Origin of the sequence: Phytohabitans kaempferiae (genome assembly GCF_042433955.1) — a bacterium.
In the GTDB taxonomy this organism is placed as follows: domain Bacteria; phylum Actinomycetota; class Actinomycetes; order Mycobacteriales; family Micromonosporaceae; genus Phytohabitans; species Phytohabitans kaempferiae.
On sequence record NZ_JBHLUH010000084.1, the window covers coordinates 58,986 to 76,963 of the forward strand.

Sequence of the window (17,978 nt, forward strand, 5' to 3'; positions counted from 1 at the left end):
TAGCGCGTGCTGCTCTGCATTGACATCGGTAACACCAACACGGTGCTCGCCACCTTCGACGGCGACAAGCTGGTCCACTCCTGGCGGATCAAGACCGATGCCCGCTCGACCGCCGACGAGCTGGGGCTCAAGCTGCGTGGCCTGCTCGCCGGCGACGCCGTGGAGATCACCGGCGTGGCGGCCTGCTCGACCGTGCCGGCGGCGCTCCGCTCGCTGCGTACGATGCTGAGCCGCTACTACGGCGACACGCCCAGCGTGATCGTCGAGCCGGGCGTGAAGACCGGCGTGCAGTTGGCGATCGACAACCCCAAGGAGGTCGGCTCCGACCGCGTGGTCAACACGCTGGCCGCGCACACGATCTACGGCGGCCCCTCGATCGTGGTCGACTTCGGCACCACCACCAACTTCGACGTGATCAGCGCGCGCGGCGAGTTTTTGGGCGGGGCGTTCGCGCCGGGGATCGAGATCTCCTTCGACGCGCTGGCCGCCCGCGCTGCCCAGCTCCGCAAGGTCGAGCCGACCAAGCCGCGTTCGGTGATCGGCAAGAACACGGTCGAGTGCCTCCAGTCCGGCATGTACTTCGGCTTCGCCGGCCAGGTCGACCGGATCGTCGAGCGGATGGCGGAGGAGCTGGGGCCGCTGCGCGCGGTGATCGCCACCGGCGGGCTGGCACCGGTCGTGATCGAAGAGTGCCGCACGATCACGCACCACGAGCCGATGATCACGCTCATCGGCCTGCGCATGGTCTACGAGCGCAACACCTGATCCACGAGCGGCGGGCCACCTACGCGCGGCGCGCGCGGAAGACGATCACGCGGTACGGCACCTCGAAGCTCGCCCGCCCGGCCAGCGCGGGGTGCGTGGCGGTGAGTTCGCGCACCTCCGCCGCGATCCTGGCCCGGCTCTCCGGCGAGGCGGTGAGGAAGTACGAGCGGGTCGAGAGCATCGAGATCAGGCTCTCCGTCGTACGCGTCTCGCGGTGCGTGAACTCCGTCCGCTCGACCGGCCCGAACAGGCCGCCCAGCTCCGGCACCACGGTCGGCTCGGGTTCGCAGGTGCCCCGGTTGTCGGGCGTGCCGTGTGCGATCCGGGACAGCTCGGCGACCCACGGCTCGCGGTCGTCGCGATGGTTCCAGATCGCGCCGAAGCAGCCGCCTGGGCGCAGCAGCCGGGCGATCTCCGGATGGGCGCGATCCCGGTCGAACCAGTGGTATGCCTGCCCGGCCACCACCGCGTCGGCGCTCGCGTCCGGCAGCGGCACGGCCTCCGCGAACCCCGCCAGCGGGGTCACGCCCTCGGTCGAGGCGGCGAGCTGGGCGCGCATGCCGGCGTCGGGCTCGACCGGTGTGACCTGGTATCCCGCCACGCGCACCACGCGGGTCAGCTTGCCCGTGCCGGCGCCCAGGTCGACGACCTCGGCCGGCGGTGGCCGGCCGATCGCCCACCGCACCGCTTCGACCGGATAGGTGGGCCGGAAGCGGTCGTACTCCGCAGCCGCCGCCCCGAAGGAGAGGGCGTGTGTTCGATCAGCCATCGGTTATCGACGGTACCCGTACCCAGGTTACGAGTACCCTCGTGGCGAATCCGTCTTCTTAATTGAGAAAGCTGTGCCGTGACTGAGTCGACTCCTGCCGCCGTTGACCCCGCCGAGGACCTTCCCGAGCAGATGCGGGTGCGCCGGTCGAAGCGGGATCGGATGCTCGCCGATGGGGTGGAGCCCTACCCGCTGGGTTACCCGCGCACCACCACCCTTGCCCAGATCCGCGAGCGGTACGCCGACCTGCCCATCGATACGGCCACCGGCGACACGGTCTCCGTGACCGGCCGCGTGATCTTCATTCGCAACAGCGGCAAGCTGTGCTTCGCCACGCTTCGGGAAGGTGACGGCACCGAGCTTCAGGCGATGCTCTCGCTCGACCGGGTCGGTGCCGAGCGGATGGAGGAATGGAAGCGGCTCGTCGATCTCGGTGATCATGTGGGGATCACGGGCGAGGTGATTACGAGCCGACGGGGCGAACTCTCCGTACTCGCCGATTCGTGGACGATGACCGCCAAGGCGCTCCGCCCGTTGCCAGTGGCGCACCGCCCGCTGAGCGAAGAGGCGCGGGTCCGCCAGCGCTATGTGGATCTCGTCGTCCGGCCGCAGGCGAGGGAAACCGTACGTACCCGCTCCACGGTCGTGCGGAGCCTGCGTGACTCGCTTCACTCCCGGGACTACCTGGAGGTCGAGACGCCGATGCTCCAGTTGCTGCACGGCGGCGCGGCGGCCCGGCCATTCGTGACTCACAGCAATGCGTTGGATACTGATCTGTATCTGCGAATCGCACCAGAGCTATTCCTGAAGCGCTGTGTGGTTGGTGGGATCGAGCGAGTCTTCGAGATCAACCGCAACTTCCGGAATGAGGGAGTTGACTCATCGCACTCTCCCGAGTTCGCGATGCTCGAGGCGTACCAGGCGTACGCCGACTACGACACGATGGGCACGCTGACCCGCGAGTTGGTACAGGAAGCTGCGCGTGCGACCTTTGGGTCCCATGTTGTTAGGCATGTCGACGGCGCTGAGTACGACCTCGGCGGTCAGTGGCGCTCTGTAACCCTCTACGGCGTCCTTTCCGAGGCGCTCGGTGAGGAGGTTACGGTCCGTACGGACATGGCGCGCCTGGTTCAGTACGCCGAGAAGCACAATCTGCCCGTGTCGCCCAAGTGGGGGCCGGGCAAACTCGCCGAGGAACTCTTCGAGGAGCTCGTCGTACCAAACCTCGTGCTGCCCACGTTCGTGCGGGACTACCCGGAGGAGACTTCGCCCCTGACCCGCGCACACCGCGACCAGCCCGGCCTCGCCGAGAAGTGGGACCTGTACGCGTTCGGCGTCGAGCTGGCCACCGCCTACTCGGAGCTTGTCGATCCGGTGGAGCAGCGGGAACGACTGGTCCGGCAGGCGCAGTTGGCCGCGAAGGGTGACGACGAGGCGATGCGCTTGGACGAAGACTTCCTCCGGGCCATGGAATACGGGATGCCACCCTCCGGCGGGATGGGAATGGGAATCGACAGGCTCCTCATGGCGCTCACCGGCCTCGGTATTCGCGAAACCATCCTGTACCCGCTGGTCCGACCCGAGTAGATTTCTTCGATCCTATTGACGGGTGGAGCATCTTCCAAGCTATTGTTCTCTTGTTTGCGGGAGGAACCCTGCTCGGAAGGATAGCGGCCCGTGGCCAAGCAGATCATTCACAAGTTGGTCGACGACCTGGACGGCGGCGACGCGGACGAGACGGTCAAGTTCTCGCTCGACGGCGTTCAGTACGAGATCGACCTGTCCAAGAAGAACGCCGACAAATTGCGGGAGGCAATCGCCCCATACGCGGCGGCCGGTTCAAAGATCGGTCGCGGTGGCGTCGTCGTGGGTGGTCGCGCCGCCCGTGGGCGGGGTGGAGCCGCCGCGGATCGTGAGCAAAACAAGGCGATCCGCGCTTGGGCGAAGAAGGAAGGCAAGGAGATCTCGGACCGGGGCCGGATCCCCCAGGAGATCGTCGACGAGTACCACGCGAAGGCGGGCCGCTGAGCTTCGCCACCGCGACCGGACCCGGCAACGGGCCCGTGGCGTGATACGCCGCGGGCCCGCCCGCATCTGCCGGGGGCGCGACTCGCCGGGGTGACTTCCCGTAGACCGGAGTCGAGTGGGCCGGCGGGGCCGAGTGGCGATCATGGTCGCGCGGGCGCGTAGATACCGTCAGAAGGGCCTCCAGCGAGTTTCGACCGGAATTCGTTGGAGGCCCTCGGCGTTGCCTACCCGGAGCGGGTCGATACGAGCGCCAGACCCGTGACCCCGCAATCCCCGGTGGCGTTGTCCACAGCGGTGGACGAAGTTGTCCACAGGCTGTGGATGGCCGAGTGGGCGAGCTGTGGATTTCGCTCTCCGCGTAGCGGTCAGGGCGGGGGAACAGCGAACCAGCGCGCACAGTTGGGGAAAACGTCGCGGACGTGGGCCAGTCCGGCACGCACGGCACGAGCAGAGTCGGTCCGCGGCGATAGAGTATTGACACGGACGCCCCGACGAGGCGTCCCCGGCGCTGGCCCCGCCAAGATCATGGCGCACGGCACGTGAGGAGCACGAGGGCATGTTCGAGCGGTTCACCGACCGAGCGCGACGGGTTGTCGTCCTGGCTCAGGAAGAAGCCCGGATGCTCAACCACAACTACATCGGCACGGAGCACATCCTGCTGGGTCTCATCCACGAGGGTGAGGGCGTCGCCGCCAAGGCTCTGGAGAGCCTGGGCATCTCTCTTGAGGGCGTCCGCCAGCAGGTGGAAGAGATCATCGGCCAGGGTCAGCAGGCGCCGAGCGGGCACATTCCGTTCACGCCGCGGGCCAAGAAGGTGCTGGAGCTCTCGCTGCGTGAGGCGTTGCAGCTCGGTCACAACTACATCGGCACGGAGCACATCCTGCTCGGGCTGATCCGGGAGGGTGAGGGCGTCGCCGCCCAGGTGCTGGTCAAGCTCGGCGCCGACCTCAACCGGGTGCGCCAGCAGGTGATCCAGCTCCTGTCCGGCTACCAGGGCAAGGAGCCGGCCGCGGCCGGTGCCGCGGCGGGCGAGGCAGCGCCGTCGACGTCGCTGGTGCTGGACCAGTTTGGTCGCAATCTGACCCAAGCGGCCCGCGAGGGCAAGCTCGACCCGGTCATCGGGCGTGAGAAGGAGATCGAGCGGGTGATGCAGGTGCTCTCCCGCCGCACCAAGAACAACCCGGTCCTGATCGGCGAGCCCGGCGTGGGCAAGACCGCCGTGGTGGAGGGTCTGTCCCAGCGGATCGTCAAGGGCGAGGTGCCCGAGACGCTCAAGGACAAGCAGCTCTACACGCTCGACCTCGGTGCGCTGGTCGCCGGCTCCCGCTACCGCGGTGACTTCGAGGAGCGCCTGAAGAAGGTGCTCAAGGAGATCCGCACCCGGGGCGACATCATCCTGTTCATCGACGAGATCCACACCTTGGTCGGCGCTGGTGCCGCCGAGGGCGCGATCGACGCGGCGAGCATCCTCAAGCCGATGCTGGCCCGTGGCGAGCTGCAGACCATCGGCGCCACGACGCTCGACGAGTACCGCAAGCACCTCGAGAAGGACGCGGCGCTCGAGCGGCGGTTCCAGCCGATCCAGGTGGGTGAGCCCTCGCTGGCGCACACCATCGAGATCCTCAAGGGGTTGCGTGATCGCTACGAGGCCCACCACCGGGTCTCGATCACCGACGCCGCGCTGGTGGCGGCCGCCACGCTCGCCGATCGGTACATCTCCGACCGCTACCTGCCGGACAAGGCGATCGACCTGATCGACGAGGCCGGTGCCCGCATGCGCATCCGCCGGATGACCGCGCCGCCAGACCTGCGTGACTTCGACGAGCGGATCGCCCAGGTCCGCCGCGACAAGGAGTCCGCGATCGACGCGCAGGACTTCGAGCGGGCCGCCCAGCTGCGTGACAAGGAAAAGCAGTTGCTGGGCCAGAAGGCGCAGCGGGAGAAGGAGTGGAAGGCGGGCGACCTCGACGTCGTCAGTGAGGTCGACGACGAGCAGATCGCCGAGGTCCTCGCCAACTGGACCGGCATCCCGGTCTACAAGCTGACCGAGGAGGAGACCTCCCGGCTGCTGCGGATGGAAGACGAGCTGCACAAGCGGGTCGTCGGCCAGGAAGACGCCGTCAAGGCCGTCTCCAAGGCCATCCGCCGTACTCGGGCGGGCCTCAAGGACCCGAAGCGCCCCTCGGGCTCGTTCATCTTCGCCGGCCCGTCCGGTGTGGGTAAGACCGAGCTGTCCAAGGCGCTCGCGGAGTTCCTGTTCGGCAGCGAGGACGCGCTGATCCAGCTCGACATGTCCGAGTTCCACGACCGCTATACGGTGTCCCGCCTGGTCGGTGCCCCGCCCGGATACGTCGGTTACGACGAGGGCGGCCAGCTGACCGAGAAGGTGCGCCGGCGGCCGTTCTCGGTGGTCCTGTTCGACGAGATCGAAAAGGCGCACCCGGACGTCTTCAACACCCTTCTCCAGATCCTGGAGGACGGGCGGCTGACCGACGGTCAGGGTCGCATCGTCGATTTCAAGAACACGGTGATCATCCTGACCACCAACCTGGGTACGCGCGATGTGGCCAAGGCGGTGTCGCTGGGCTTCCAGGCTTCGGAAGACTCGGATTCCAACTACGAGCGGATGAAGCAGAAGGTCAACGACGAGCTCAAGCAGCACTTCCGGCCGGAGTTCCTCAACCGGATCGACGACACGATCGTGTTCCACCAGCTGCGCGAGAACGAGATCCTCGAGATCGTCGACATCATGATCGCGCGGATCGAGACGCAGCTGCGTAACAAGGACATGAGCATGGAGTTGACCGACAACGCCAAGAAGTACCTGGCGAAGAAGGGCTTCGACCCGGTGCTCGGTGCTCGGCCGCTGCGTCGCACGATCCAGCGCGACATCGAGGACAACCTGTCCGAGCGGATCCTGTTCAACGAGCTGAAGCCGGGCCAGATCGTGGTCGTCGACTGCGAGGGCGACCCGGCCGACGTCGACAAGTCCAAGCTGGTGTTCCGCGGTGCGGACAAGCCGGTCGAGGTGCCCGATGCGGTGCCCGCCGACCTGGGCAGCGCCGCTGAGGCCGCGGAGTAGCGGCAGCACCGACAGCGAGAGGGGCGGTTCCCGAAAGGGGCCGCCCCTTTCCGCGTCCACGTCCAAACGGCGCCAGCGCGTCGGGGACTGGCGGTTACGCTTCGCCGGCCAGTGCGTACCGGCCCGTGCCCGCCGCCGACACCAGGCCGTCGTCGAGCAGGCTGCGCAGCGCCCGGTCACGCTGCACGGCGTCGGCCCACACCAGGTCGAGCTGCCCCGCCGGTACGGGCCCGCGCGCCTCGCGCAGCACCGCGAGCAGAAGACCGCGAACCTGGCGGTCCGTCCCCGCGTATTGCTGTGGGCGGCGGGTTGGCCCGGTGGGCGTTGGCCGGCCCTCCGCCCGCCAGCCGCACATGTCCACCACGGGGCAGTCGGCGCAGCGTGGCGAGCGCGCGGTGCACACGACCGCGCCCAACTCCATGAACGCCGCGCTCGCCCGGGCCGCCCGCGCCGGCTCGACCGGTAGCAGCGCCTCGGTGTCGGCCAGGTCGGCGGGCGTGGTGGTGGCACCGGCGTCCGCCTTGCCCCGGCTGGCCCGGGCCACGAAGCGCCGTACGTTTGTGTCGACCACCGGCTGCCGCTGCCCGTACGCGAAAGCCGCCACCGCCCGCGCCGTGTACGCCCCCACGCCCGGCAGCGCGAGCAGCGCGTCGAGATCGGCGGGCACCTCGCCGCCGTGCCGCGCCACCATCGCCACCGCGCACTCGTGGAGCCGCATCGCCCGGCGGGGGTAGCCGAGCCGCCCCCACATCCGGATCGCCTCGGCCGGTGTGTCCGCCGCGAGGGCGGCCGGCTCGGGCCAGCGCGCCAGCCACGCCTCGTACGCGGGGAGCACGCGTACGACCGGCGTCTGCTGGAGCATGATCTCGCTGACCAGCACCGCCCAGGCAGTGGTGCCCGGAGCGCGCCAGGGCAGGTCACGGGCGTTGGCGTCGAACCACTCGATGGCGGCGTCGGCCAGGTCGGTCTCAGGCATTTCCCTCCTCGGGCGCCGCTGGCCCACGAAACGGCCAACCAGCGCCTGGAAACACAGCGGGTCGATCCTGCCACGCGCGAGCGCATCGGGCAGACTCGCACCCGTGAAGGCATCCCAGGAAGACGCTCCGCCTCGCCCCACGGTTTCCGAGCGGCCCCGCGGCGAGCTGGCGATCACGGTGATCGGCCAGGACCGACCGGGCATCGTCGCGGATGTCTCCGAGGCGCTCGCCCGGCTCGGCGCCAACCTGACCGACTCGACGATGACCCGCCTGCGCGGCCACTTCACCTGGACGCTGGTGTGCAGCGGCCCGGGCGCCGCCGAGGTCGAGGCCGCGCTCGCCCCGGTCGCCGCCGACGGCCGGCTGCTGGCGACGGTACGGGAGGTCGGTGCCGAGGTCGAGGCGACGGTGGCCGGCGAGCCGCACCTGATGAGCGTGCACGGCGCCGACCGCCTCGGCATCGTGGCGGCGGTGACCCGCGTGCTCGCCGAGGTGGGCGGCAACATCACCGACCTCACGACCCGGCTCAGCGGCCCGCTCTACGTGCTCGTGGCCGAGGTGGACCTCCCGCCCGGCACCGCCGAGAGCGTCGCCAAGCGGCTCGCTGAGGTGGCCGCCAGGCTCGACGTCGAGGTGACCCTCCGCGCCACGGAAACGGATGTGCTGTGACCGAGCCGTTCCACGGCTGGACGCCGGAGGCGCTCGGTGAGCCCGGCGAGGTACGGCCCGTGGTCAAGGCGCCCGACGCGGTGCTGAGCCGGGCGGGCACCGAGGTCGACCCGGTCGACCCCAAGGTGGTGCGCCTCGCCGCCGACCTGATGGCGACCATGCGCGTGTCGCCCGGCTGCGTCGGCCTCGCCGCGCCCCAGATCGGAGTCTCCGCGCAGGTCTTCGTGGTCGACGTGAGCGGCCATCCCAAGGCGGCCACGCTGCATGGCGCGTTCGCCCTGTGCAACGCCAAGGTGGTCGAGGCGAGCCGATGGCGTCCCGGGCGCGAGGGTTGCATGTCGGTGCCCGACCTCACCGGCGACGTCAAGCGCGCCGCGCGTGTGGTGGTCGAGGCGGTCCTGCCCGGTACTGGCGAGCCGGTGCGGCTCACCACCGACGCGTTCGAGGCCCGCGCACTGCAACACGAGATCGACCACTGTGCCGGCCTGCTCTTCCTCGACCGGGTCGCCGGCGCGCACGCGATTCACCAACGCAAGGTCTACCTGTAGCCGGCGACTCCGAGGCCGGACGGCGCGTGGCGGTGGGCGTAGATGAAACCGCCGCGGGCGGCGCGTCGTCGGGATCCTCGCGGTCGACCCCGATACCGTGAGGGCATCATGAGACTGACGGTTGGTCCTCTTCCTTCCGCCGTCTATTGGCGGCGTCGCGCCATTGTGCTCGGTGCCCTCTTCCTCGTCCTTCTGGTGCTCTTCACGACCTGTCGCGGGGGCGACGGCTCGGGCGCGAGCAAGACCAGCGCGACGAGTACGCCGACTCCCGACGCCACCGACACGTCCCCGGCGCCGGATACCGAGGAGTCGCCCGACGCGTCGCCCACCACATCGCCGGCGTCGGTGCCGACCACAGGCGCTCCGGCAGCACCGTCGCCGACCACGGCCGCGGCGCCGGGCAAGGCGCCCGCCGACGGGTGCACCGACACCGAGATCAAGGTGACCCCGGTGCCCGACCTGACCAACGCGCCCGCGGGTCAGACGATCGTCATCAAGCTGCGGATCAAGAACGAGTCAGACCGCGAGTGCTCGCGTGACGTCGGCCCTGACGAGCAGGAGATCTACATCAAGAAGGGCGCGCAGGTCATCTGGTCGTCCGACCGGTGCAGCACCTTCCGGGGCTCCGACGTGAAGCCGTTTACGCCCAACCACGAGATGGAGTTCCGGGTCAGCTGGAACGGTCGGCAGAGCACCGGCTGCCAGAACGGCGCGGCAACGGGCAGCGCTCCCAGCCCTGGCGAATACCAGATCTTCGGCCGGCTCGGCACCGACCTGAGCGCGCCGGTCAAGCTCACCCTCACCTGAGGCCCGTCGCACGCCCCGCTCGGGCTCGACGCCTCGCTCGGGCGCAGGCGCCCAGCGGACGCCTGAGTGGTGCCAGGGCGCAGGGCAGGCCCTTAGACGTATCGCTCCAGGATCGACGCCTCGGCCAGGCGGGAGAGGCCCTCGCGCACGCCGCGGGCCCGGGCGTCGCCGACCCCGTCGACCGCCTGGAGATCCTCGACCGTGGCGCCGAGCAGCCGCTGGAGGCTCCCGAAGTGCCCGACCAGCCGGTCGACCACTGTGCCGGGCAGGCGCGGCACCTTGGCAAGCAGGCGGAAGCCGCGCGGGCTGACCGCCGCGTCGAGCGAGTCGGAGGCGCCGGGGTAGCCGATCGCCTTCGCGACCGCGACCAGATCGATCATCTCGGTGGCGGTGAGCAGGTCGAGCTCGACCAGCGCCTCGTCGAGCGTGCGCGCCTTGCGCCCGGCCGGCAGGTAGTCGCGGATGACCAGCGTACGGTCGGCGTCGACACCGGCCATCAGCTCGTCGAGCTGGAGGGCGAGCAGGCGGCCGTCGGTGCCCAGCTCCACTACGTATCCGGCGATCTCGTCGGCGATGCGGCGGACCATCTCCAGCCGCTGCACCACGGCGACCGCGTCGCGGACGGTCACCAGGTCTTCGATCTCCAGTGCGGAGAGAGTGCCGGAGACCTCGTCGAGCCGCAGCTTGTAGCGCTCCAGCGTCTGAAGTGCCTGGTTGGCCCGGGAGAGGATGGCGGCCGAGTCGTCGAGCACGTGGCGCTGCCCGTTGACGTACAGCCCGATAATGCGCATCGACTGGCTGACCGAGATGACCGGAAAGCCGGTCTGCTTGGCGACCCGCTCCGCGGTGCGGTGCCGCGTGCCCGACTCCTCCGAAGGGATGGACGGATCGGGCATAAGGTGCACAGCGGCGCGTACGATGCGCGTGCCGTCGCTGGAGAGCACCACCGCACCGTCCATCTTGCACAGTTCGCGCAGGCGAGTGGCGGAGAACTCGACGTCGAGCGGGAAGCCGCCCGTGCACAGCGACTCGACCACCTTGTCGTGGCCGAGGACGATCAGCGCACCGGTGCGCCCCCGCAGGATCCGCTCCAGCCCATCGCGCAGGGCGGTGCCCGGCGCCATCAACGCCAGATTGGCGCGCAGGGGGTCACCTCCTGAGGCTGGGCCCGCGGCCGGGCCGGGCACGGCGGCCGCTCCAGCGCTGGCAGTGCGCGTGGGCGAGCCGACCACGCCCGCGCGGCCGGCCAGGCTGGCGGCGGCGGTCCTGTTCGCATCGCGGTCGATCGGCACGGGCACAGTCTACGGACCGTCATCCGACCTGTGCTGTTGCGGTTCGGCGGCAGATCCGTAGCGTGACGTCGACTAACTGGTGGTTACCATCGAACCCCTTTCCGACCTCCAGTCGCGCCTGCGGCTCGGAGGGGAAGGTCAGGGGTGGATGACGCCCGATCCAGGCTGAAGAAGATCGATGGCGTGCGATCCTACTCAGCCGAGGCGCGCGCCGCCCACTGCAGCGCGGACCGCACGTTGGGCACCTCGACAACGCGTATGCCCTTGGTGCGCACACCCGTGGCGTCTGGCCCGCAGCCGGTCGGCACCAGCGCGAACGTGAAGCCGAGCCGGGCCGCCTCGGCCAGCCGGCGGGGCACCGCACCGACCCGGCGCACCTCGCCGGTGAGCCCCACCTCGCCGATCGCGACCAGGTGCGGGGCGACCGCGAGGTCGAGGCCGCCGGAGGCGACGGCGAGCGCGACCGCGAGGTCGGCGGCGGGCTCGACGACCCGGATGCCGCCGACCGTGGCCGCGAAGACCTCGCGGTCGTGCAGCTTGAGGCTGTCGGTGCGGCGCTGGAGCACGGCGAGCACCATCGCGAGTCGGGCACTGTCCAGCCCGGACACCGTGCGCCGGGGCGAGCCGGGCACGGCCGCGCCGATCAGCGCCTGCACCTCGGTGACCAGGGCTCGCCGCCCCTCCATCGCCACCGTCACGCAGGTGCCCGGGACCGGCTCGCTGGACCGGGTGAGGAAGAGACCGGACGGGTCGGGCAGGCTGGTGATGCCGCCCTCGTGCATCTCGAAGCAGCCCACCTCGTCAGCGGTGCCGAACCGGTTTTTCACGCCCCGCACCAGGCGCAGCGACGAGTGCTTGTCGCCCTCGAAGTGGAGCACGACGTCGACCAGGTGCTCGAGCACGCGGGGGCCGGCGACCTGACCGTCCTTTGTGACGTGGCCGACGAGCACGGTGGCGATGCCCCGCTCCTTGGCGACCGAAACCAGCGCCGCGGTGACCGCGCGCACCTGGGTCACCCCGCCGGGCACGCCCTCGGTGCCGGAGGTGGAGATGGTCTGCACCGAGTCGAGCACGAGCAACCCGGGCTTGACCGCGTCGAGGTGGCCGAGCACGGCGCTCAGGTCGCTCTCGGAGGCGAGGTAGAGCCGCTCGTGGAGCGTGCCCATGCGCTCGGCCCGCAGGCGCACCTGGCTCACCGACTCTTCGCCGCTGACCACCAGCGACGGGCTGCCGGCCCCGGCCGCCCACTGCTGGGCGACGTCGAGCAGCAGCGTCGACTTCCCGACGCCGGGCTCGCCTGCGAGCAGCACGACCGCGCCGGGCACCAGGCCGCCGCCGAGCACTCGGTCGAGCTCGGTGACGCCGGTGGGGCGGGCCCGCGCCGGAGTCGCGCTGATCTCCGCGATCGGCCGCGCCGGCTCGGACGGCATGCGCGAGCTGACCACGCGACCCGCCGCGATCGGGGCGGTGACGGTGCACTCGACGACCGAGCCCCACTCGCCACACTCGGGGCAGCGCCCGACCCACTTGGGGGGCTGGTGCCCGCAGGCGTCGCACTCATAGGCCGGGCGCGGCTCACGCGCCGCGGGACGGGCCCGGGCGGGCCCGCGCGGCACAGATCTCGACGTCGTCACACCAGCACGTTAACCAGCAGGTACGACGAAAGCGCGCTCAGTGCCCGCCTTCGTCCGGCACGGCCGAGCCGCGCGGCACCAGGGTGAGCGGCGTGCCCACCGGCACCGGCAGGGTCAGCGTCTGACCGCCACCGAAGTCGAAAAGCAGCTCGACGTTTTCGCCCGGCTTGAGTGCCGCGTTGAGCCCGACCAGCTGGACGAACTGCGTCCCGCCGGAGGTCAGCGCGGCGAAGCTGCCGGGCGCGATCCGCACCGTGGCCGGGCGCGGGGCCGGCGGCTCGGCGGACGGGGTCGGCTCGGTGGTGGCCGGCGTGCTCGGCGTACCCGAGGGGGCGACCGTGCCGGACGGAGTCGCGGTGGCCGACGGGATCGCGGTGGCGGACGGCGTGGCTGTGGCCGAGGGCGTGGGCGACGCGGACGGCGACGGTGTGCCGAGCGCGCCCGCGACCAGGGTGACCGACTTGGCGTCCGGGCTCGTCACGGTGACCGTGACCGCCTGCTCGGTGTCGTTGAAGATGTGGAGGTCGAGCGGTGCGTCCGCGCCCGCCGCGTAACCCCCCTCGTGGTAGACCACGACCGCGTTGCGGACCGACAGGTTGCCGTTGGTGCCGGCGACGTCGCCGTTGGCGCCCGGCACCGAGGGCACCTTCACAGCGGTCTCGGCGATCTGTCCTGCGCTGCACCCGGATGCCAGCAGGGCGGTCGCCATGGCCGCACCAGCCAGGAGCGTCATCGAGCGCCTCACGTCGGTCCTCCCTGTCGTGTCTGACCGCGCCCCAGAGTAGTTGCCCGTGATCGCCCGTTCGCGCCAGGCCCGCCACTTGTGTCCCACGGCCTTTCGCGAGGGGTCGCCGCTGCCCGCGGCGCGCGCCTGTCGGCGGCCGGGGGTCAGACCACGAGGCCGCTCGTCACCAGGAGGACGACATCGATCAGGGCGACCACGAGCACGGCCCGGAACACCGCGACCGGGCGGGCGCCACGGGCGGTGGCCAGGCGGCTGGCGTACCAACCGGCGGGCAGGACCACGGCGGCGGCCGCGACCGCCGCGATGCCGTACCAGCTCGGGCGTCCGGGCGGGCCGAAGACCAGGGTGACGGTGGCCGCGAGGAGCAGCCCGGCGGCGGCCGCCCGGGACCACAGTGGGCCGATGCGGTGCGGGAGGCCACGAACGCCGGTGCGCGCGTCGTCGTCGAGGTCGGGGAGCACGTTGGCGAAGTGCGCGCCGGCACCGAGCAGCCCGCCCGCCGCGATGATCCACAGTGGCGGCGTGGGCGTGCCCGGCAGGGCGAAGAGCACGAACGCGGGCAGGGCGGCGAACGAGAACGCGTACGGCACCACGGACGCCGCCGTGAACTTCAGCGGCCAGTTGTAGAGCAGCGCGCTGAGCAGCGCGGCGGTCATGCAGAGCGCGGCCGGCACGCCGAGCGTGAGGCCCAGCAGCGGCGCGCCCACCGCGGCCACGAGCCCGGCCACGCCCACCGTCCGACGGCTTACCGCGCTGGTCGCGATGGGCTTGTCGGTGCGACCCACGGCGCGGTCCCGCTCGGCGTCGAGCCAGTCATTGGTCCAGCCGACGGCGAGCTGGCTGGCGAGGACGGTCAGGGCGACCAGCGCGGCGCCCGCCGCGTCGTGGCCGACCCCGATGGCGAGGAGAGCGGCGGCGAGGGTCACGGCCAACCCGGGCTCGGGGTGGCTGGCGCGCAGGAGGCCCCACGGCGTACGCATACCGGGAAGTCTGGCCGTTACCGGTGAGTCGTGCCACGCTCGAAGCCATGCCCATCCTGCCGCCCAACGATCCCCGGCAGTACGACGAGCTTGCCGGGGAATGGTGGCGGCCCGATGGCGCCTTCGCGATCCTGCACTGGCTGGCGGAGGCACGCGGACGGCTGGTGCCGCCGGCGGCCCGGCCCGGAGCGATACTCGTCGACATCGGCTGCGGTGGCGGGCTCCTCACCCCGCATGTGGCCGGAAAGGGTTACCGGCACGTCGGGTTCGACCTCACCCGGTCCGCGCTCGACCAGGCGGCGGCGCACGGCCTCACTCCGGTGCGGGCCGACGCCGGCGCCCTCCCGCTGGCCGACGGCTGCGCCGACGTGGTCGTCGCGGGCGAGATCCTTGAGCACGTCCCCGACCTGCCCCGGGCCGTCGCCGAGGCGTGCCGCGTGCTGCGTCCCGGTGGGCTGCTCGTGCTCGACACTCTCAATTCGACCGCGCTGAGCCGGCTGGTCGCCGTGAGGCTCGCCGAGCGCATCCGGGGCGTGCCGCGCGGCCTCCACGACCCCGCACTCTTCGTCGATCCGCGGGTATTAGGGCGGGAGTGCGCGCGGCACGGCGTGCGGCTCGCCATCCGCGGCGTACGCCCGACCGTGCCGGCGGTGGTCGGCTGGCTCGCCGGGCTGGGCCGGGGGCGCGGGCGGATCGTCCCCACCTGGTCGGCGGCCATCCTCTACCAGGGGCGGGGCATCAAAGGCGGCCATAGCGACGGGGGCGGCTAGGGCACACGAGAGGGGCAGGGTATGGCAGGTGACGCGATCGGCGCCGCGCGGCGGTTGGCGCCGCGAATGGCGGCACGGGCGGCGGAACACGACCGGGAGGGCTCGTTCCCCGTCGATGACTTCGCCGACCTGCGCGCCGCGGGGCTCTTCGGACTGATGGTGCCGAGCCGGCTGGGCGGCAAGGGGGCGGGCTTCGCGGAGTACGCGACGGTCGCGTACGAGCTGGCCCGGGGCAACGGCGCGACCGCCCTGGTCTTCAACATGCACGCCTCGGTCACCGGCGCGCTGAGCGCGGTCAACGAAGACGTGGCCGAGTCGCTCGGCGTACCCGACGAGGCCCTGGCCGCCCGCGACCGCATGCTCGCCGAGGCGGCCGCCGGATCGTGGTACGGCGTGGCCATGAGCGAGCGCGGCGCCGGCCCGCGCCTGTCCCAGCTCGCGACGATGTACGAGCAGGTCGACGGCGGCTACCACATCAAGGGCTCGAAGACCTTCTGCTCCGGGGCGGGCAACGCGGACGCCTACCTGGTGGCCGCCCGCAGCGCGAGCGACCAGTCGGTGGTGTCGCAGTTCCTCGTACCGGCGACGGCGGGCGGCCTGACCGTCGAGCCCACCTGGGACTCGCTCGGCATGCGCGCCACCGCCTCGCACGACCTGCACATCGACACGGTCGTACCGGACGACACGCTGCTCGGCGGCGTGGAAGGGCTGGCGCTGGTCGTGGCCCAGATGATGCCGCACTGGCTGATCGCGAGCTACGCGGCCGTGTACGTCGGCGTGGCCCAGGCGACCGTCGACGCGGCGGTCGAGCACGTGGTCAAGCGGGGCGTCGCCGAGCTGCCGTCGGTGCGTTCCCGGATCGGTCGCGCCGACGCGGCGGTGGCGGCGACCCGCCTCGTGGTGGCGGAGGCCGCCCGGCGGGTCGACGAGGAGCCCGGTGCCGAGGAGACCAACCGCTGGGTGTGGCGTGCGAAGCTGCTGGCCGGCACCACCGCGGCCGAGGTGGCGGCGTCGATGCTGGAGGCGGCCGGCACCTCCGCCACGCGCCGCGGCCATCCGCTCGAGCGGCTCTACCGCGACGCCCGCTGCGGCTCGCTCCACCCCGCCACCTCCGACGTGTGCGCGGACTGGCTGGGCGTGGCCGCGATCGGCGGCGATCCCGACCGCGAGGGGACCACACCGAGATGGTGAGCGCGACGATGACCGGGCTGGGGATGGCCGTGCCCGCCCAGGCACACCAGGACGAGCTGTGGCGGGGCTTCTTCGTCAACCGCTACGCCGGTACGACCCGGGCGCTCGCCGAGCGGATCTTCGCCAACGCCGGCGTACGCACCCGCAACGCGGTCGCCAACCCCCTGATCGAAGACGTCTCCGGCTGGCCCACCGAGCGGCGCATGACCCGCTACCTGGTCGAGGCGCTGCCGCTCGGCAAGGAGGCGGTCGACCGCGCGCTGGTGGACGCGGGCGTCTCCGCCGCCGACATCGGGCTCTTCGCGGTCTGCTCCTGCACCGGCTACGTCACGCCAGGGCTGGACATCCTGCTCGCCCGGGACATGGGCATGGCGAGTGACACGCAGCGGCTCTTCGTGGGACACATGGGCTGTTACGCGGCGATGCCGGGCATCGGTGCGGCGGCCGACTTCGTGACCGCCCGCGGCCGCCCGGCGCTGCTGCTCTGCAACGAGCTGACCAGCCTGCACCTACAGCCCGCCTCGGCCCGCGTGGATACCCAACAGATCGTCGCCCACGCGCTCTTCTCGGACGCGGCCGCCGCCGTGGTGCTCGTTCCGGGTGACACCGGCGGGTACACGGTCCGCGAGGTCGCCTCGATCACCGACACCTCGACCGCCGACCACATGACCTGGGACGTCACCGATCTCGGCTTCCGGATGGGGCTCTCGCCGCGCGTGCCGCAGGTGCTGTCGGTGCACGTACGCGACTTCATCGACGGGCTGCTCTCCCGCCACGAGCTCGTACTGTCCGATGTGGATGGCTGGGCGGTGCATCCCGGCGGGCCGCGCATCCTCAATGTCGTGGAGCGCGAGCTGGCGCTGCCCCCCGACGCGCTGGGCGTATCCCGGGAGACGCTCGCCACGTACGGCAACTGCTCCTCGCCCACCGTCCTGCTGATCCTGGAGGCGATGCGGCAGCTACCCGACCCGCCGCGCCGAGTGGTGACGCTCGCGTTCGGCCCGGGTCTCACGCTCTACGCGGCACTCCTGGAGCGCACCTGAAGGATCTCTTCCAAGAGACAGATTGGGCTACCGCGATGCCCGTCGCGGTCCTGACCGCCGCTCCCGCAGCCGCACCCTCCGCATTCACACGACCCGCTGTGCGGACCCGGCCGCGCCGCATCGACAAGGTTCACCGGATGTGCCAGCGCCCGCTAGAGTGCCAGCGTGGATCGGACGGACGGGCGGCTGAGCCTCGCCGTGCTCTCCGGGGCCGCCGCCTTCGTGCTCACAGTCGGGGGCGCCTGGTGGGTGACCGCCGCGCCCGAGCGGGTGACGCTGGAGCCGCTCCGGCCAGAGCCGGTGCCACCGGCCGTGGTCGAGCCCCCGGAGCGGGCCGGGCCGGAGAGCTACCTGCCCGAGGTCCCCAACACGCTCGAGCGCCACGTCGGCAGGCTCGACTCCGGTGAGGGTCTGCACCTCTTCGTCGAGTCGACCGAAGACCAGGATTACCTGCTCCAGTACGTCTGCATCGGCAACGGATCGCTCCGGCTGCGCGTCCGGGACACAACCCAGGGCACGGAGATGTACGAGGTCGACTGCGCGCCCTTCGGCGGCGGCTCCGGCACGATCAGGTTTACCGCGGCCGAGCACAGGCTGGCGGTCGACGTGACCCTGCGCGAGGATGAGCCGGTCGAGGTGGCCATGCAGGTCGTCGCCCTGCGCTGACCCGCCGCGGGT

General features: G+C 71.3%; 17 protein-coding genes. 11 read left to right on the top strand and 6 right to left on the bottom strand.

The annotated features are described in order from the left end of the window. Positions 1-6: 6 nt before the first annotated feature. Positions 7-765 (top strand): type III pantothenate kinase, encoded by a 759-nt coding sequence (locus tag ACFFIA_RS38335; protein ID WP_377261131.1) that lies wholly within the window; start codon positions 7-9, stop codon positions 763-765. 19 nt (positions 766-784) lie between these two features. Here the strand turns inward: ACFFIA_RS38335 and ACFFIA_RS38340 are convergent, their stop codons facing one another. Beyond that, entirely contained in the window at positions 785-1,534 is a 750-nt protein-coding gene (locus ACFFIA_RS38340) for a class I SAM-dependent methyltransferase (protein WP_377261133.1), read from the bottom strand. A gap of 132 nt (positions 1,535-1,666) precedes the next feature. Here ACFFIA_RS38340 and lysS point away from each other — a divergent pair, with 132 nt between their 5' ends. The 3 genes from lysS (at position 1,667) to ACFFIA_RS38355 (ending at position 6,644) form a co-directional block, all read left to right on the top strand. Beyond that, positions 1,667-3,121 carry a lysine--tRNA ligase gene (gene lysS / locus ACFFIA_RS38345; RefSeq protein WP_377261135.1) on the top strand — a complete coding sequence of 485 codons (1,455 nt, stop codon included), beginning with the start codon at positions 1,667-1,669 and terminating at the stop codon, positions 3,119-3,121. 90 nt (positions 3,122-3,211) lie between these two features. Next, positions 3,212-3,562: a histone-like nucleoid-structuring protein Lsr2 gene (locus ACFFIA_RS38350; RefSeq protein WP_173057610.1), complete on the top strand. Its 351-nt coding sequence runs from the start codon at positions 3,212-3,214 to the stop codon at positions 3,560-3,562. Positions 3,563-4,118: 556 nt separating this feature from the next. Next, positions 4,119-6,644, top strand: coding sequence for an ATP-dependent Clp protease ATP-binding subunit (locus ACFFIA_RS38355; protein WP_377261137.1), 2,526 nt, complete (start codon positions 4,119-4,121; stop codon positions 6,642-6,644). 94 nt (positions 6,645-6,738) lie between these two features. Here ACFFIA_RS38355 and ACFFIA_RS38360 read toward each other — a convergent pair whose 3' ends face one another. Next, entirely contained in the window at positions 6,739-7,620 is an 882-nt protein-coding gene (locus ACFFIA_RS38360; protein ID WP_377261139.1) for an iron-sulfur binding domain-containing protein, read from the bottom strand. Positions 7,621-7,723: 103 nt separating this feature from the next. On the opposite strand from ACFFIA_RS38360, the gene ACFFIA_RS38365 reads away from it, so the two are divergent. The 3 genes from ACFFIA_RS38365 (at position 7,724) to ACFFIA_RS38375 (ending at position 9,645) form a co-directional block, all read left to right on the top strand. Then, on the top strand, positions 7,724-8,290 hold the full coding sequence (locus tag ACFFIA_RS38365; protein WP_377261141.1) for a glycine cleavage system transcriptional repressor: 567 nt from the start codon (positions 7,724-7,726) through the stop codon (positions 8,288-8,290). Beyond that, the gene (locus ACFFIA_RS38370; RefSeq protein WP_377261143.1) at positions 8,287-8,838 is read left to right on the top strand and encodes a peptide deformylase; all 552 of its coding nucleotides are present in this window, start codon (positions 8,287-8,289) and stop codon (positions 8,836-8,838) included. Before ACFFIA_RS38365 ends, ACFFIA_RS38370 begins: the two co-directional genes overlap by 4 nt. 108 nt (positions 8,839-8,946) lie before the next feature. Then, a complete protein-coding gene (locus ACFFIA_RS38375; RefSeq protein WP_377261145.1) occupies positions 8,947-9,645 on the top strand; it encodes a hypothetical protein in 699 nt (232 codons plus the stop codon). 92 nt (positions 9,646-9,737) lie between these two features. On the opposite strand, the gene disA is transcribed toward ACFFIA_RS38375, so the two are convergent. The 4 genes from disA to ACFFIA_RS38395 all read right to left on the bottom strand — a co-directional run bounded on the left by disA (position 9,738) and on the right by ACFFIA_RS38395 (position 14,296). After that, the gene (gene disA, locus ACFFIA_RS38380) at positions 9,738-10,937 is read right to left on the bottom strand and encodes a DNA integrity scanning diadenylate cyclase DisA (RefSeq protein WP_377261148.1); all 1,200 of its coding nucleotides are present in this window, start codon (positions 10,935-10,937) and stop codon (positions 9,738-9,740) included. Positions 10,938-11,128: 191 nt separating this feature from the next. Next, complete coding sequence (gene radA / locus ACFFIA_RS38385; protein ID WP_377261150.1) at positions 11,129-12,571, bottom strand: DNA repair protein RadA; 1,443 nt, start codon at positions 12,569-12,571, stop codon at positions 11,129-11,131. Positions 12,572-12,608: 37 nt separating this feature from the next. Then, positions 12,609-13,316, bottom strand: a complete 708-nt coding sequence (locus ACFFIA_RS38390; RefSeq protein ID WP_377261152.1) for a hypothetical protein — start codon at positions 13,314-13,316, stop codon at positions 12,609-12,611. Between the two features lie 143 nt (positions 13,317-13,459). Continuing rightward, complete coding sequence (locus tag ACFFIA_RS38395; RefSeq protein WP_377261154.1) at positions 13,460-14,296, bottom strand: UbiA family prenyltransferase; 837 nt, start codon at positions 14,294-14,296, stop codon at positions 13,460-13,462. Positions 14,297-14,343: 47 nt separating this feature from the next. Between ACFFIA_RS38395 and ACFFIA_RS38400 the strand changes: the two genes are divergently transcribed. From ACFFIA_RS38400 to ACFFIA_RS38415, 4 genes are all read left to right on the top strand, one after another. Next, positions 14,344-15,066, top strand: a complete 723-nt coding sequence (locus tag ACFFIA_RS38400; protein ID WP_377261156.1) for a methyltransferase domain-containing protein — start codon at positions 14,344-14,346, stop codon at positions 15,064-15,066. Between the two features lie 21 nt (positions 15,067-15,087). Beyond that, a complete protein-coding gene (locus ACFFIA_RS38405; RefSeq protein WP_377261158.1) occupies positions 15,088-16,257 on the top strand; it encodes an acyl-CoA dehydrogenase family protein in 1,170 nt (389 codons plus the stop codon). Positions 16,258-16,265: 8 nt separating this feature from the next. Beyond that, positions 16,266-17,300 carry a type III polyketide synthase gene (locus ACFFIA_RS38410; protein ID WP_377261161.1) on the top strand — a complete coding sequence of 345 codons (1,035 nt, stop codon included), beginning with the start codon at positions 16,266-16,268 and terminating at the stop codon, positions 17,298-17,300. A 165-nt stretch (positions 17,301-17,465) separates the two neighbouring features. After that, positions 17,466-17,966, top strand: coding sequence for a DUF6023 family protein (locus ACFFIA_RS38415; protein ID WP_377261163.1), 501 nt, complete (start codon positions 17,466-17,468; stop codon positions 17,964-17,966). Positions 17,967-17,978: the final 12 nt, after the last annotated feature.